We start from the raw sequence: 16,243 nt of genomic DNA, 5'->3' as shown, positions 1-16,243 counted from the left end.
ATTATTTTCCTTTTACAATTGTGGCCTCTTCAATGTGATAAATCCAATCTTCAACATCATTTTCATTGATTCTGAACGTACCGACTAAAGTAACATATTGATCTGTTTTTAATTTAGGAGTATCACCTTTGAACTTGATTCCCATAATGGTTTCCGGACCGGCTTGACCACAGAAAAAACAAGATGCAAATACATTTTTACTCAATGCATACGTCGTATTATCAATAGGAATAATGAAACCACTCATGGCAATTTTCTTTCCGTTTTTTTGTTTAAGTAAAGCACTTACCTGAGGATACATCACTTCGCCATATTCTTTGTCCGGTTTTTTTATAAATTTAATCATTCCTAAAAGTTTCCAATTTAAAGAATCTATTGGGGTGGCTACAAACGTCGTTTTCGTCCAATTTGTATTCGCTTTTTTGACAATCGAAATGTCTTTGGCGGAAGCAAACAACGAACAAAGTAGTAGAGCGGTTATTAAAAATGATTTACGCATTGGCTAAAGTTTTTGAAATATTGAGTCGGTATGCTTTTACGGCGGGAATTAAAGCTGCAATAACACCGACAAAAATAGTGGTTAAAAATAAAATTCCTTCTTCTTTTAGGGCTAATTCAAACGGATTGAAAGCCATTTTATAATTCTCTTCGGTGGATGTTGAAATGAAATACAAACCTAATCGTCCAACAATTGTTCCAAATATAAAACCGATGAAGCAAAGTAAGATGCTTTCGAACAAAACTAGAATCAATAATTGAGACCGGCTAGCACCAGAAACCCGCATTAACGCAAATTCATATTTTCGTTCTTTCAACGTATTGTACAAAGCGATGAAAATACTAATCCCAGAAATCAACATGATTCCATAAGCCAAATACTGCAAAGCTTCCAAGCCAATTCCGAAAAGTGAGAATAACCGATTGATTTCTATTGCAGGAGAAGCAGCTTGCATATCCGTATTTTGCGCAATTAATCTTGGCCAAAGTACAAATCCCATTTTGTTTTTCAACTTAATCAATACAGCAGTAATTTCGTGAGTTTCATCATCAGAGTGAATTTCCTCATGTTGATGGTCATCACCTTCTTCATGTTGATGGATTGCAGTAGCGTCAGTTTCTTCTTCGTGATTGTGCATTGCCCAAACACTTTCAATGTTTGATAAAATGAGGTTGTCGATAACTTTTCCTGTTGACGAAGCAATTCCTTTGACAACGTTAGGATACTGTTCGTGAACTTCGCCTTCAGCTGCATCTCCATGCGAACCAAAAAAAGTATCTCCGACTTTCAAATTCATTTTTTGAGCAACTTCACTTCCTAAAATTACTTCAAAATTTTGATTAAAAATAGTTCCTGAAGTAATTACGGCTTCATATTTTTTTAAATAATCTTCTGTAGTTCCTACAATTTTAAAACCACGATAATTATCCCCAAAAGCCAATGGAATTGCCGTTTTTACAAACGGATGTTTCATCCAAACTTTTGCATCGGCATAATTAATATTGCCAGTTGGAGCGTCCATTTGATACACAGATGAAAGAATCAGTTGCATAGGACTCCCTTTAGCACCAATAACTAAATCAACACCGTCAATATTACTAGAAAATTGTTTTTCAAATTGTTTTTGCAATAAAATCAATAACGAAATAATTGCAACACTCGCCGTCAATAAGATAATACTCAATACCGTATTGAGCGGTTTGAACCAAGCGTTTTTCCATGCAATCTTAGCAATCATAATTCAATGGAGGTTTTAAAACGTTCTTTTAATCGTTGATCGTGCGTCACGATAATTAAAGCTGCATTGTATTTCTGAGATAAATCAGCTAATAAATTTGCTACTATTTGCTCATTTTCATCGTCTAAACTTGAAGTAGGTTCGTCGGCTAAAAGAAGTTGGGGTTCGTTTATTAAAGCTCTTGCAATAGAAACCCTTTGTTGCTGTCCAACACTTAACTGACTCGTTAATTTAGAAGCGTAGTGCTCTAATCCTAAAAGCGACAAAAGTTCCTTTGCTTTTTCATGTTTCTTAGTTTTATCTGTTAGCCAAGATGCCAATTCGATATTTTCCAAAACATTCAACGAAGCAATAAAGTGTGCTTTTTGTAATATCAATCCTATGTTTTGACCTCGAAAATAGTCTAATCTTTTAGAAGAAAGTTGACAAATATTAGTTGTATTTATAAGAATAGAACCTGAAGTAGGTTTTAAAAGTCCGCCCAATAAATGTAATAATGTAGTTTTCCCCTTACCTGAAGCTCCTGTTATTAAGAGTGCTTTACCGGCATTGCATTGCAAATTGGGAAATTGAAATTGCGTTTCGGAATTATATTGAAATACTACTTCTTGCGTACGAATCATCTGAGAAATAACTTAATTTTATGAATTGGCAAGATAGCCAAACTTCAAAAATTTTAGTATCTATTTAACGTAAGTTTCATACTTATAAAATTCCCTCATCAGCGAAACTTAAATAGCCACTTTCAGTAATTATTAAGTGGTCTAAAATATTTATATCAAGTATCCTTCCTGCTTCTTTAAGTTTTTTGGTGATTTGCTTGTCAGCATCGCTCGCTTGCAAAATTCCAGACGGGTGATTGTGACACAAAATAATATTGACGGCATTTTGCTCAAAAGCAGTTTTAAAAACGATTCTAATATCTACAACTGTTCCTGTAATTCCGCCTTTACTCAACTGCGATTTATAAATTACTTTATTCGAATTATTGAGATAAAGCACCCAAAATTCTTCATGCATCAAATCACCAATAATGGGATGTATAATATCGAAAACTGACTTGCTCGACGTAATTTTTTTCAACTCCACTTCTTCTTCTGAACCACGTCGACGTCCGAGTTCCATTGCGGCAAGAATTGTAACTGCTTTCGCTTCGCCAATACCTTTAAATTCCATGAGTTGTTTTAGGGAAAGCCTTCCTAAAGCTTTGAGGTTAGAAACACTTGCAATAATTCTTTTACTTAAATCTACAGCACTTTCATTTCTACTTCCTGAGCCAATTAATATGGCTAAAAGCTCTGCATCACTAAGAACTTGCTTTCCCTTAAGCATCAATTTTTCACGAGGTTTGTCGTCTTCAGCCCATTGCTTTATTGGAAATGAGGGATTTTGTTCCATGGCATATAATTTATTGTGTTATCCAATCTTCTACACTCTGAATATCAAGTCCTAAAATAACAAAATTACTTCACTTTAAAAACAAATAATTTAAAAATTAAAAAAAATATTCATTCTAAATGCAAATGTCTTTTGATAGAAAACAATTTCACTAAAATAGAAGCTTACAATTGAACCATATATAGCCCAGAAATTTCTTTTATTTTTAAATATAAAAATTATGAGTCAACTTTTGGTCGAGCACAACTTTACAATATTACCAAATGTGAAACATCAAGGTGACCATAAACTAATTTAAAGAATAGTTTGAATTGGATAAAATTAATAAAACAGAAGGAATTTTAATTAGAGTCATTAAATCAATTGTACGAAAACAACTAGTAATTAATTGCTGTCTATAAGGATTAAATCAACTATAATTGAAAGAATGCATCGTGCTCACAATACTTATGGCATTCAAAATCACTAATTTTAAAATCTTCAAATCAATTCTAACTATATAAAATAACCATAATTTCTAAAACCGAAAGGGTAAAAAAATCCCCAACTGATATTTACCAAAGTTTGGCAAATATCAGTTGGGGATTAAAAAAACTAAATTAAATATTAATAATCTATTCTTTTATTATTTTTCGGGCAAAATTTCCATTAGGTGAAACTAAGTTTAAAATGTACAAGCCTTTCGATAAAGATGATGTATTAATTTGAAAACTACTCAAATCAGACAAGAGTTCTTTCTTAATAAGTCTACCTTGAATATCATATAGTTGATAACCCGTAAAAAAATCACTACTACTGGCTACATTCAATACATCCGATAATGGATTAGGATAAACAGAAATTTTTTCCTTGTTAAATGTATCGCTAGAAAGATTGGCTTGGTCAAAACCTGAAATTACCAAACTGTAATTCTGTGCACCACCCACCAAAGTCCCTTTGTGAGAAACTTGAATAGTGTAGGTGCCGATAGCATTATCAACTTCTACCTTTTCCACATTATCAACAAGATTATCACCTTTAATTGCGGGACCACTTATGTTTGATAAATCTAACTTCCACGGAAAATTAATTTCCTCGCCCTTAATTATTCTAATGTCTAAATCATTTACTAAAACAGGATCTGGAGAATTTAGTTGATTATTTTTTACAGTTCCAGCAGGATCAGTCCAACATAAAGTTGCTTTTAATTTCTTAATAGCATTAATTGTAACTTGTACAGTATAAGTTCCACCATTGCTCAAATTAAGCTCACTAACTACGGCAGTCGGCGTAGATGCAACAGAGTTTGTCAGAACAGTCGCTGCTTCTCTAGCATCTAACAGTCCCCAACCAAATTTTGGATCAGGTCCAACTGACTCAGAGTCATCGAATGCAGTGTGACATACCAATCCTTTAGCTGTCGCCGCTTTCATAAATTCGTCAGGATACAAGTTATTATAGTGCTCCTGTAATAACGTTAGGGCACCAGAAACACTTGGAGATGCCATCGATGTTCCAGAAAGCGTATCGTAAGAACTAATGCTTGCATTTGAACTAGAATACAACTGAGTGCCATCCGCAGCAATATCTGGCTTAATTCTACCGTCATCTGTAGGTCCTTGACTGCTAGAAAAATTTATAGCCAAAGATGTCATTACCCCCGTTATTGGATGTACGTTTGGATTTGCATTGGCAATAATTAATAAATTTTTCGAAGTTTTATTACCTGTTAATTTATCATAACCGGCTAATAAGGCATCCGCATAACTTGTTGTTCCTTCATTTCCGGCAGACATAACAGGAAGATAGTAAGGATAATTATATGCTATAACATCCCAATTTCGAGAACTATCACTATAACATCCCATGAACCAAGTTCCCGGCACATTTAAACTACCTTCGGAATTATAAATAGGAACACCATAAGAATGATTTGAAATCAGCATTGCGTTATTTGTAACTTCGTTCACAACCTCCACCGCATCTGAAGTCCAAGTATATGACTTAATATCAACTTTAGGAGCCATACCTTTTGCAGAATTCACAAAACCTTTTGCTCCAACTGTACCAGCTACGTGAGTAGCATGAAGTTCCGTTTCGGGATTAGCTCCTGCATCGGGAGTAGTGACTTTGCTAACTCCATTTGACATAAATTCATTATGAGTTTTCAAAACACTACCTCCGTCCCATACACCAACGAACAATCCCTCTCCTTCAAGTGAAAGACCTAAAGCGCCTCCGGGATATAAATTATTAACTCTTATTGATCTTGCAGCTGCTGAATTATCAGTTGCAATATAAAACGGCTTACCATTCAAAACATCCGTCATACGGTAAACAACACCTTCTTTTTTAAATTGTTGCACAGAATTTGGAACGCGATTTAAATATTCCTCTACCCTCGCCTGACAGGATAGTTCATCCTCAATCAAGTTTTTAATTAATTTTTCTGATTGTACACCGTCGTACGTAGCTATTATTTTTCGCTCCTCAAGCTTATTTTGTGCTGTGGCTACTCCACAAATGAGTACAACCACAAAAGATAATTTAAAATTCATAAATGTTTTTTTTTCAAATTTAGTGAATAATAATCAAAACTCTAAGATTAATAAATAAAAAAAAACCGATAGAGTTTATCTACCGGTTTTAAAATTGTAACACCTAAGTGAATTATGGCAAGCTGAACTCTACTACATCTGTCGCTCCGAAAGTACCATTTTTAGCAATTTCAAAAACTACCTCAGAAAAGTCAGGACTCATTTTAGTTAAACGGTAGAAACCTTCACCATCACCAACATCCATACCATCTCCATAAGAATCATACGCAACGAAAGTGTAATTTCCATTAGGCAAACATATATCAACTGGGGCTTGAGGGTAAGCACCTACCGCAGTCTGATCAACATAGGGACCACCTGAAGCAATTAAAAGTAAATCACCATCATACAATTCCCATGTAGTTTCAGTACCATAAGGATCTGTAATGATTGCAACTCTCAATGGGTTTAAACCACAAACTTCTTTAGCTTTGATAATTAAACGAGCTCCTAAAGTTTCAAATGACTCAGTACCAATTTGTCCCAAATAAGTAGTTGCAATATCAATACCTTCTTGTGGCACAATAGCAATTACAATCTGTTTCTGAACATCTAAATCCATCGCAGTAATAGAAACTTGAAAAGTAGCAACAGTTTCACCAGCAAGAATAGTTACAGACGTTGGTACTGTGAAAAAATCAGGATTAGCAGTCGTTACAGGCACAGTAAGAGGCGCTGCAACAGTATTGTTAACTGATTCATAAATTATCGCTAATTCCAATGTTCTATCGTAATTAAACGATTTGGCCGCAACAACTTTTCCTTCAACCATTCCAGTTTCACCATGAATAAGATTGACTGTTTTTGAAATTTGTGTCAAACCTATATAATCACCTGATAACTGGCTATCGGTAGATAAACCATCTTCTTCACAGCCAACAATCAAAAAAGAAAGAACTAATGAGAGTGATAAATATTTTATTAATTTAATGTATTTCATCTTTAATGTAAAATTAGGTTAATATTAATTTTGCTCTGTAATACTAGGATTATTGTTCATTTCAGATTGAGGTATTTGAAATGACATCTCATCTGAATTGTAAATAAACGATTCACCTGCTTTGAAAACATGGTTAGTTCCTCTAGTAATAGTCGCTTGATTACGTTTCATCGCTAAGTAACTTTTACCTTCACCCCACATTTCAATACGAGTTTGTAAATAAATAGCATTAATTAAACTAGGACCAGAAAGAGGATCAACGTATGCAGCAGCATTAGCAGCACCACCTAGACGACTACTTAAAAGTGCTTTCAATCTAGTTTTAGCCGCAGCTTCATTTCCTGATTTAGCAGCTGCCTCAGCACTTAATAAATAGAATTCTTCAACACGCATAAAAATCAAATCTGTAGTAATAATTTGTTGACCACCACCAACTCTAGCAGGATCAAAAAACTTATTGATTGGCATAAGTGCAGTAACTCCAGACGTACCAAACTGAGCCTTTCTTGCATCGTTTGAAGGAATTTGAGCATACAATCCAGTGTCAATAGATTTTCTATCACCAGCAAAAGCATAACTATATGTAAAATAATCCATTTGTCCCCACCAGTCAATTAACTGATGATTCAAGTCAGCAGTTAAATCGTAACCCCACATCCAAGATGCTGTATTAACGTCGTTAAAACCTGAACCACTTCCAGGAAACGCAAGCTGACCTGTCGTTGTTAATGGATATGCACCAGAATCAACAATTTGATCTGCAATAATCTTTGCATTTGGATAATCTCCAATAGCACCATAAGCATAAGCCAATAACCCTTGCGCAACAGATTTATCAATCTGATGCTTAAATGATCGATTGTATCCTTCAAGTAAAATAATTGATGACTTCAAATCACTAATAACAAGGTCATAAACTTTAGAAGCAGGTACTTTTTCAGCAATAAACTCATCTCCATCTGAATAAGGCAAAATAGGTTGTGCTGGGTCGTAACCTCTTTGGAAAATTTGCGCTAAGTACAAGTAAGCATAAGCACGATAAGCCTTTGCCTGAGCCAAAATAGCTTTCGTTTCAGCAGCTTGTGGATTAGCTTCATTACCTCCTAGTGTACCAATTACCTCGTTACTAGAAGTAACGATTTTATAATAATACGTCCAAATAATACGGTTGTCTCTACGTGTGAAATCAACAGTCGAAACTAAGTTTGCAACATCTTGATACCATCCATAAGAATTTGCTGATAAAGCCATATCGCCACTCAACATATCCAACCAAATATCAACACCTTTTTGACCTAAGTCATTATGACTAGTACCAGTAACTCCTGCTGGATCAATCATGTAACCACCGATACCATCTAAACTACCAGAAACAATATCGGGATTTAAGTCCGCTGCACCAGCAATATCAACACTAGTAAGAATACTTGTATTTCTTACTGGTTCTAAAAAATCATCACCGCAACTCACACTAAGTAGTGAGACGGCAAATACTGTGTAAATTAATCTTTTTTTCATATCTATATTTTTTTTTAAAATTCAATTTTTGCACCGAAACTAAACGTAGTCATTGGCATATATATACCTGAATTTGTTGATTGCTGTAATACTGTTGTAGGATTAAGACCATCTCTAGCACTTAACATTAACAAATTATCACCGGAAACATAAACATTTAGCTTAGAAATAGCCATACTATTAGTAAAACGCTCAGGTACTGTGTAACCAAGTTTAACGTTATTCAATGACAAATAATCAGCTTTTGTTAACCAACGTGTAGACTGTGAACCAAAACTACTATCTGTACCGAAATTTGCAGAGGCTCTTGGAACATTCGTGATGTCACCAGGTTCCTGCCAAGCATTATGAATATCTGTATGGAAGTTATCACCACCAATTTGTTTTCCCGTACCCATTAATTCTGCATATCCTGAGTCATAAATATATCCTCCAATACTATAACTAAACTGAGCATTAATATCAAAATTCTTATATTCAGCATTTAAACGAAACGCTCCTCTCATTTTAGGAAGTGCAGACTTACCGCTGTAATTCAAAGTAGCTTGCGAATAGTTAGAAGTAACAGTCTTTTTAACATTCGCATCCGGATTAGTACTTAAAAATAAGACCATGTTAGCAATAGGTGCATCTCCACCATTAAAAATACCATCATTATTAACGTCATCATAAGACAAGTTCCACAAACCTACACCTGTAGCAGGATCAACTCCAGCCCACTCACGCATATAGTAATCATATACAGAATGTCCTTCTGAATAACTTCCATCTATTGCTTTTTTCTTTCCAGTAAACTTGTCAGTTGGCATTTCAGTAATCTCATTTCTCATCACTTCTCCATTAATTCCAATAGACATACCAAAATCACCTGCACTTGCTGGTTTAAAAACTTGATAAGAAATATCAAATTCTAAACCACTATTCCGCAATTGACCATCATTAATCTGCGTTACAGTATACCCAGAGAAAGGCGGTAAAGCTTGGTCAAAAAACAGATTCTCAGTATTCTTAATGTAATAATCTACATCAATATCCAATCGATTGTTGAAAAAAGTACTCTCAAAACCAATTTGAGCAATTTTCGAAGTCTCCCATGTTAAATCTGGGTTTGCTTTTGTTGGACTCGCAGAAAAAGAAAAACTCTCACCCGGCTGAATATTATAAACTTGAAAACCGTATGTATATGAATTTCCTTGATCCCCAATTAAACCATAACTACCTTTTAATTTTAAATAATTTATTTTGTTTGAACTTGATAAGAAGTCTTCTCTAGAAATAATCCATCCTAAACCTACAGATCCAAAAGTTCCCCATTTGTTCTCAATAAAACGAGAACTTCCATCACGTCTTGCAGAAGCAGTTACATAATATTTCTGATCGTAATTGTAATTTACTTGACCAAAATAACTCTCTAACGTGCTACCCAATCTATAAGACCTAGCTTTTGGACCTGCTGTTGTGTATAAATCAAAATCTATAGCATTAGGCACAATTGCTTTTGTAGCAAAAGAAGATAAAGTCTTATATCTGAAATCTGTAGACTCATGAGCCACAAATGCCTCCACACCATGTTTACCAAAAGATTTATTGAACCTCAATAATTGCAGAAAGTTCTGGTTAGTTGTCTTATCAGTTGATAAATCTAATCGTCCTCCTGCAGCAACCTGATCTCCATAAAATTGATTTGACATATTAACGTCTTCATCTAGCTGAAGTTGCCCACTGTAACGCGTTTCGAAAGTTAAATTTTTAACAATATCTGCCGCCATATTGAAGTTACCCAATAAGGTTGAACCATCAGTTCTTGATAAGTTATATTTAGCATCAGCAATAGCATTTGTTGCTGTCCATGCTCTTCTACCAGTTGCACTTCCATAATCAAACTGATTACCTCCAAAAATTGGATCCGCAACTAAATCACCATTCGAATCTCTTAGGTAAACATCATAAATAGCAGGTGTTTTACTTATTAAATTAAAAACATTCCCTGAAGAATTAGCCTCATTTTCATCACCACCTGATCTAGTATATCTAGCACCTGTATAAGCAATATTACCAGACAACGTTAACCAATCTTTAGGTTTATGCTCTAAATTAATTCTAGTCGTATATCTTTTAAAACCAGAGTTCACAGAGTAACCTTTATCATCTAGATAACCCAATGACAAGGCGTACTTTGTTTTTTCAGTTCCACCACTAAATTGTATATTAGCCTCACTTCGGATACCTGTCCCAAAAGCGGCATCAGACCACTTTGTTGGAGTATATCTTCTTTCCACACCAGGATTAAACTTACCAGTAGCAGGGTCAATAAGCTGATCACCAGTTGCATTCCAAATATTATACAATGGATCTATACCTTCTGCAGTACCATAAAGATTTGCGCTTGCATAAGATTCAGGATTTGCCTGACCTAACAACCTACCTTTAGTACGTAATGAACTCCATGACACTTCCATGTATTCTTCAGCAGATTTAATATAATCATACTGTGGCAACAACAAAGAGTTAACACTAGTTCTAAAATCAACAGAAACTACAGATTTACCAGCCTTTCCTTGCTTAGTTGTAATTAAGATTACACCATTAGCACCTCGAGAACCATATATTGAAGTTGCAGCAGCATCTTTCAAAACAATCATGCTTTCGATATCAGCTGGATTGATAGCAGACACATCACTACTAAAAGGAGCGCCATCAACAACATACAAAGGTGATTGATTACCATTTACAGAACCAATTCCACGAATCCGAATAGAAGCATCCATACCTGGAGCACCACTTGTAGAAATTACACTAACACCCGCAACTTCACCTTTTAAGGCTTGAGAGACATTAGAAACAGCTTTAGCTTGTATGTTTTCAACATCAATTTTTGCAGCCGTACCTGTAAAAGCTTCTTTAGTTGTTTTTCCGTAACCAACTACCACCACTTCACCTAGATTAACAGCGTCATCTGTTGACATTTTAACACTAACAGCATTTGAAGAACCTACTGTTACTGATTGTGTCTTGAGTCCAATATAAGAGAATTCAAGAACCTGACCTGATTTCGCTTTGATAGAATATTTTCCATCAAAATCAGTTTGTGTACCTACCGTAGTGCCTTTTATCGCCACTGTAACACCTGGTATAGGCATTCCGTTTTCAGTAACAACACCTGTTACTGTTTTTTCCTGTGCAAACGAAAACTGCATAGAAAACGCTAATAAAAGCGTAAAAATCCATTTGAATTTCGATCTCATAAAAATTTAATTTGAGTTAGTTATTCCGCAAACTTCTTAATAATTCCTTAATAAAACAAACATTTGAAGCTATTATTTCGAAAATTAACTTTTGTCAACTTCTCTACTCTTCAATTATATACGTTATAAAATTAAATTTGGTTTTTAATTAATTAAAAAAAATTAAATGTATTGCGCTTTTCTCCTCTTGTTGATTTTATTAATTTTGCAAAAATATTTTTTTTTCAAAAACATACAAACAATCTAGCAGATGCTCTTGAAAAAATATTCCTATCATCAAAGTGAAGCAGGTGCAGATGAAGCCGGAAGAGGATGTCTAGCAGGTCCCGTTACCGCTGCAGTGGTGCTTTTTGAAGATTCTTTTGAAAACGCAATTCTGAACGACAGTAAAAAACTATCTGAAAAATCACGTGAAATCCTCAAACCTATAATAGAAGAAAAAGCCTTGGCATTTGCTGTCGCCCACCTACATTCTCAAGAAATTGACGAAATCAATATTTTAAATGCCTCTATGAAAGCGATGCAAGAATGCGTTTTAAAGTTGAGCAAAACTCCAGACTTTATAATAGTAGACGGAAATCGATTACTAAATGCAAAACTGGGTCTAAAATCTCTAGTAGGAAAAATATTCACCGAAAAAGAAATCACCTTTTTAAAGTCGATCCCAAACCAAAGCATCATCAAAGGCGACTCTAAATACATGAGTATTGCCGCAGCGTCCGTTTTAGCAAAAACATACCGCGATGCATATATGAATAAAATACACGAAGAATTCCCAATATACAATTGGAAAAAGAATAAAGGATACCCAACCAAAGAACACCGCGAAGCCATCAGAAAATATGGCCCCACAAAATACCACCGAATGTCGTTTAAGTTACTTCCGGACCAATTAGAATTGGATTTATAATTTTAAAGTTTCTGTCAAAATCAATTCTGCTTCAAACAATACTGCAAAATGGCTTAAGATTTTATGTTTAACCTCATCTTCATCCACAGCATTACCTAATTCCGCATGCATCGAAGCAACCGCTTTTCCACGAATACCACAGGGAATAATATTGTCAAAATAACCCAAATCAACATTAGCATTCAAAGCAAATCCATGCATCGTAACCCAACGTGAAGCACGAACACCCATAGCGCAAATTTTTCTAGCAAACGGCGTTCCCACATCAAGCCAAACGCCTGTTTCTCCTTCGCTTCGAGTTCCAATTATTCCGTATTCATTTAAGGTAAGAATTATGGCTTCTTCTAAAAACCGAAGATACTTGTGAATGTCGGTAAAAAAGTTTTCTAAATCTAAAATTGGATAACCCACAATTTGTCCAGGACCGTGATACGTAATATCACCACCACGATTTGTTTTGTAAAAAGTTGCCCCTTTTGCTTCCAATTGTTTTTCGGACAGTAACAAATTTTCAAACGCACCACTTTTTCCTAATGTATACACATGCGGATGCGTCACGTAAAGAAAATAATTGGGCGTTTCAAGCTCCGTCTCCTCTCGCCTATTCTTTATTTTCAAGTCTACAATTCCCTTAAAAATTTCTTCCTGGTATTCCCAAGTTGTCTTGTAGTCTTGAATTCCTAAATCAGCAAACTGAATTTTTTTATTTTGTTTCAAAATAGATGCGTAAAATTAATTATTTGGGCGTTCCCCTACGTAAAAATTTCGGGTCGGGCTGTACGTTCCCGCTTCCCGATGAAAAATCGGGAGAGCTCCACTTCCATCCCTAACGCGGGATTTTCAAGAATGCACCTCTTGCTTTTTTCAAAAACCTAAGCCATTGCAAATATACAAATAGATACTCATTTAGCCCAGATAGAAATGGCATCCTTTTTTCTTGCTGAAAAAGCAAGAAAAAAGATAAAATGAATAGCTGGAAAATGGACTACTAAAAAACACTAACGATTCGCTTCTTAAAAAGTCATCAGTTCTCAGCTCACGACGAAATAAATAGTAATTTATACTTAATGATGTCAGTAAAATTATCATTGATATTGTCCTTACTATTGATATTGTCATTTTTACAGAAAACCGTATCTTTGCAGCCTTAAAATAGAATGTATGCAACTTTCAGAACAAGAAATCATTAGACGAGACAAGCTTCAAGCTTTGCGCGACCTGAATATCAACCCTTATCCTGCCGATTTATTTCCGGTAAAGCACACATCAAAACAGGTAAAGGAAAATTTTAGCGAAGGTCAAAAGGTGGTTCTTGCTGGACGTTTAATGAGTGTTCGCGACCAAGGCAAAGCAGCGTTTGCTGAATTACAAGACAGCGAAGGCCGAATTCAGATGTATTTAAACCGCGACGTGATTTGTCCCGATGAAGATAAAATGATGTACAATCAGGTGTTTAAGAAACTGACTGATTTAGGTGATTTTATTGGTATTGAAGGAGAGACTTTTTTGACGAAAGTCGGAGCTCAATGTATTCGTGTCGATAAATTTACTTTTTTAAGTAAAACCATTCGTCCATTGCCGTTGCCAAAAACAGACGAAGACGGAAATATTCACGATGCTTTCGTAGACCCAGAATTGCGCTACAGAATGCGTTATGTAGATTTGGTGGTAAATCCAAACGTGAAAGAAGTTTTCGTAAAAAGAAACAAGTTGTTTACTGCAATGCGAAATTTCTTTAACAATGCCGGATACATGGAAGTGGAAACGCCTATTCTGCAAGCCATTCCGGGTGGTGCTGCAGCACGTCCTTTTATTACACACCACAACAGTTTAGACATTCCATTATACATGCGAATTGCAAACGAATTGTATCTAAAAAGACTTATCGTAGGTGGATTTGACGGTGTTTATGAGTTTTCTAAAAACTTCAGAAATGAAGGAATGGACCGAACACATAATCCGGAATTTACCGCGATGGAAATATATGTAGCCTACAAAGACTACAACTGGATGATGGAATTTACCGAAAATTTATTGGAGCATTGTGCTACAGAAGTCAACGGAAGTACCGAAACTACTTTTGGCGAACATAAAATCAATTTCAAAGCGCCGTATGCTCGAGTGACGATGACCGATTCCATCAAACATTTTACAGGCTTTGATATTTCGGGTAAGACAGAGGCAGAACTTTTTGAAGCTGCAAGAGGCATGGGAATTGACGTGGACAACACGATGGGGAAAGGAAAGTTAATTGATGAAATCTTTGGTGCAAAATGTGAAGGAAATTACATTCAGCCCACTTTCATCACTGATTATCCAAAGGAAATGTCGCCTCTTTGTAAAGAGCACAGAGACAATCCAGAATTAACAGAACGCTTTGAATTAATGGTTTGCGGTAAAGAAATCGCTAACGCATATTCAGAACTAAACGACCCAATCGACCAAAGAGCACGTTTTGAAAACCAAATGAAACTAGCCGAAAAAGGAGACGATGAAGCCAACGGAATCATCGATGAAGACTTCTTAAGAGCTCTAGAATACGGAATGCCGCCTACTTCAGGTCTAGGAATTGGAATGGACCGATTGATTATGTTTTTAACCAATAATCCATCAATTCAGGAAGTATTGTTTTTCCCTCAAATGCGTCCGGAAAAGAAAGCCATTCAAGTCGAACTTTCTGACGAAGAAAAAACTATTATTCTGCTTTTAAACAAAAACGAAAACACATTTGATTTAGCACAATTAAAGCTAGCTGCTGGATTGAGCGGAAAAAAATGGGATGCTTCGATGAAAAACTTAAGCAGACATAACTTAGTAAAAGTAACCTTAACGGGAGATACAAAAACTGTTGAATTCATTGGGTGAAATTATTAAATTATATAATAGAAAGGAGTTCATAACGAGCTCCTTTTTTTTGCTCCACCGCTAAAAATTACAGGATGTTAAAATAAAATCAAAATTAGCGACCTAATTAAACCAAATACTTTTTTATTCGTCTTAGTTTTATAACTTTTAAAATTATTAAAATGAAAAAATTGATAGTAGTTGCCCTTTTATCCTTGACAATTTCAGGAATGGCACAAGACAAGAAAAAACGCATGAATGAGGAACGTCCGGAGTTCACCGCTCAACAGCAAAATGAATTACAAGTAAAAAAACTGACTCTTGAACTAGATTTAACAGCTAAACAACAAAAAGAAATTTCTGAAATTATCGCCAAACAGCAAGAAAAAAGAGAAGCAGCTAAAACAGCTTTAAAAAATAAAAAAGAGGATAGCAAAAAACTAACACCAGATGAGAAATTTGTTTTAAAAAGAAATATGCTTGACAATAAAATTGCTCAGAAGGAACAAATGAAAAAAGTTTTAACTGCTGAGCAGCTAGAGAAATGGGAGAAAATTTCGAAACAAAATAAAAAACGATTTGCAGAACGAAAGAAAAGAAAAGCACAAGTAGAAAAATAATTTTGCTTTTAAAATAAATTTAATTAGATTTGGCGTAACAAACTATTAAAAAATAACGAAAAGATGAAAAATATATTTATTGCATTGGCATTATGTGTTACTCTTGGAGTAAGTGCTCAAGCAAAGAAAAAAGTGGCTGCGACTTCAACAACTGAAGTAGTCACTGCAAAGATGACACCTGATGCAGCAGCGGAACGCGATATGAAAGCTTTAACGGCTCTTGTAACTATTGACGAATCTGTTAAAGCAGATGTAAATAAAATATTTGTCACAAAGTATAGAACAAAAGAAGATACGAGTTTATCTGCTGAACGATTAACGGCACTTTCCTCTTATGTAGAGAGTTCTTTATTGAACTTTATTGGTGATAGTAATTTTGCAAAAGTAAAAGCAAACACTAAATTATACAACCAGTTGGTAAAATAGCAAATGGTCATAATTATTGATTCATATAAA

The 16,243-nt window shown here is 35.0% G+C and carries 13 protein-coding genes; 4 read left to right on the top strand and 9 right to left on the bottom strand.

Annotated elements, in window-relative coordinates; all coding sequences use genetic code 11:
- Position 1 precedes the first annotated feature (1 nt).
- The 8 genes from ACQ5J2_RS07020 to ACQ5J2_RS06985 all read right to left on the bottom strand — a co-directional run bounded on the left by ACQ5J2_RS07020 (position 2) and on the right by ACQ5J2_RS06985 (position 11,413).
- Positions 2 to 499: a hypothetical protein gene (locus ACQ5J2_RS07020; protein ID WP_432673014.1), complete on the bottom strand. Its 498-nt coding sequence runs from the start codon at positions 497 to 499 to the stop codon at positions 2 to 4.
- The gene (locus ACQ5J2_RS07015) at positions 492 to 1,736 is read right to left on the bottom strand and encodes an ABC transporter permease (RefSeq protein ID WP_432673013.1); all 1,245 of its coding nucleotides are present in this window, start codon (positions 1,734 to 1,736) and stop codon (positions 492 to 494) included. Before ACQ5J2_RS07015 ends, ACQ5J2_RS07020 begins: the two co-directional genes overlap by 8 nt.
- On the bottom strand, positions 1,733 to 2,359 hold the full coding sequence (locus ACQ5J2_RS07010; RefSeq protein ID WP_432673012.1) for an ABC transporter ATP-binding protein: 627 nt from the start codon (positions 2,357 to 2,359) through the stop codon (positions 1,733 to 1,735). The genes ACQ5J2_RS07015 and ACQ5J2_RS07010 overlap by 4 nt, the downstream gene beginning before the upstream one ends.
- 82 nt (positions 2,360 to 2,441) lie before the next feature.
- Positions 2,442 to 3,134 carry a RadC family protein gene (radC, locus tag ACQ5J2_RS07005; protein ID WP_432673011.1) on the bottom strand — a complete coding sequence of 231 codons (693 nt, stop codon included), beginning with the start codon at positions 3,132 to 3,134 and terminating at the stop codon, positions 2,442 to 2,444.
- Between the two features lie 614 nt (positions 3,135 to 3,748).
- The gene (locus tag ACQ5J2_RS07000) at positions 3,749 to 5,671 is read right to left on the bottom strand and encodes a S8 family serine peptidase (RefSeq protein WP_432673010.1); all 1,923 of its coding nucleotides are present in this window, start codon (positions 5,669 to 5,671) and stop codon (positions 3,749 to 3,751) included.
- Between the two features lie 112 nt (positions 5,672 to 5,783).
- Positions 5,784 to 6,596 carry a hypothetical protein gene (locus ACQ5J2_RS06995; protein WP_432673009.1) on the bottom strand — a complete coding sequence of 271 codons (813 nt, stop codon included), beginning with the start codon at positions 6,594 to 6,596 and terminating at the stop codon, positions 5,784 to 5,786.
- Positions 6,597 to 6,674: 78 nt separating this feature from the next.
- Entirely contained in the window at positions 6,675 to 8,120 is a 1,446-nt protein-coding gene (locus ACQ5J2_RS06990) for a RagB/SusD family nutrient uptake outer membrane protein (RefSeq protein ID WP_432673008.1), read from the bottom strand.
- A gap of 62 nt (positions 8,121 to 8,182) precedes the next feature.
- Entirely contained in the window at positions 8,183 to 11,413 is a 3,231-nt protein-coding gene (locus ACQ5J2_RS06985) for a SusC/RagA family TonB-linked outer membrane protein (protein ID WP_432673007.1), read from the bottom strand.
- Positions 11,414 to 11,663: 250 nt separating this feature from the next.
- Here ACQ5J2_RS06985 and ACQ5J2_RS06980 point away from each other — a divergent pair, with 250 nt between their 5' ends.
- The gene (locus tag ACQ5J2_RS06980) at positions 11,664 to 12,323 is read left to right on the top strand and encodes a ribonuclease HII (protein ID WP_432673006.1); all 660 of its coding nucleotides are present in this window, start codon (positions 11,664 to 11,666) and stop codon (positions 12,321 to 12,323) included.
- On the opposite strand, the gene lipB is transcribed toward ACQ5J2_RS06980, so the two are convergent.
- Positions 12,318 to 13,040, bottom strand: coding sequence for a lipoyl(octanoyl) transferase LipB (gene lipB, locus ACQ5J2_RS06975; RefSeq protein ID WP_432673005.1), 723 nt, complete (start codon positions 13,038 to 13,040; stop codon positions 12,318 to 12,320). The two genes, ACQ5J2_RS06980 and lipB, sit on opposite strands and share 6 nt — an antisense overlap.
- A 444-nt stretch (positions 13,041 to 13,484) precedes the next feature.
- Here lipB and lysS point away from each other — a divergent pair, with 444 nt between their 5' ends.
- The 3 genes from lysS to ACQ5J2_RS06960 all read left to right on the top strand — a co-directional run bounded on the left by lysS (position 13,485) and on the right by ACQ5J2_RS06960 (position 16,213).
- The gene (gene lysS, locus ACQ5J2_RS06970) at positions 13,485 to 15,188 is read left to right on the top strand and encodes a lysine--tRNA ligase (protein WP_432673004.1); all 1,704 of its coding nucleotides are present in this window, start codon (positions 13,485 to 13,487) and stop codon (positions 15,186 to 15,188) included.
- Positions 15,189 to 15,349: 161 nt separating this feature from the next.
- Positions 15,350 to 15,787 (top strand): hypothetical protein, encoded by a 438-nt coding sequence (locus tag ACQ5J2_RS06965; RefSeq protein ID WP_432673003.1) that lies wholly within the window; start codon positions 15,350 to 15,352, stop codon positions 15,785 to 15,787.
- A gap of 63 nt (positions 15,788 to 15,850) precedes the next feature.
- Positions 15,851 to 16,213 (top strand): hypothetical protein, encoded by a 363-nt coding sequence (locus ACQ5J2_RS06960; protein WP_432673002.1) that lies wholly within the window; start codon positions 15,851 to 15,853, stop codon positions 16,211 to 16,213.
- The last annotated feature ends 30 nt before the right edge of the window (positions 16,214 to 16,243 follow it).

Source organism: Flavobacterium sp. SM2513, assembly GCF_050908145.1.
GTDB lineage: Bacteria > Bacteroidota > Bacteroidia > Flavobacteriales > Flavobacteriaceae > Flavobacterium.
Note: the sequence above shows the minus strand (reverse complement) of the source record. Positions and strands in the feature narration are given on the sequence as shown.

Coding starts and splice junctions, on each gene's coding strand:
- ACQ5J2_RS07020 (WP_432673014.1), bottom strand. CDS start 499: ATGCGTAAATCATTTTTAATAACCGCTCTACTACTTTGTTCGTTGTTT.
- ACQ5J2_RS07015 (WP_432673013.1), bottom strand. CDS start 1,736: ATGATTGCTAAGATTGCATGGAAAAACGCTTGGTTCAAACCGCTCAAT.
- ACQ5J2_RS07010 (WP_432673012.1), bottom strand. CDS start 2,359: ATGATTCGTACGCAAGAAGTAGTATTTCAATATAATTCCGAAACGCAA.
- radC (WP_432673011.1), bottom strand. CDS start 3,134: ATGGAACAAAATCCCTCATTTCCAATAAAGCAATGGGCTGAAGACGAC.
- ACQ5J2_RS07000 (WP_432673010.1), bottom strand. CDS start 5,671: ATGAATTTTAAATTATCTTTTGTGGTTGTACTCATTTGTGGAGTAGCC.
- ACQ5J2_RS06985 (WP_432673007.1), bottom strand. CDS start 11,413: ATGAGATCGAAATTCAAATGGATTTTTACGCTTTTATTAGCGTTTTCT.
- ACQ5J2_RS06980 (WP_432673006.1), top strand. CDS start 11,664: ATGCTCTTGAAAAAATATTCCTATCATCAAAGTGAAGCAGGTGCAGAT.
- lysS (WP_432673004.1), top strand. CDS start 13,485: ATGCAACTTTCAGAACAAGAAATCATTAGACGAGACAAGCTTCAAGCT.
- ACQ5J2_RS06965 (WP_432673003.1), top strand. CDS start 15,350: ATGAAAAAATTGATAGTAGTTGCCCTTTTATCCTTGACAATTTCAGGA.
- ACQ5J2_RS06960 (WP_432673002.1), top strand. CDS start 15,851: ATGAAAAATATATTTATTGCATTGGCATTATGTGTTACTCTTGGAGTA.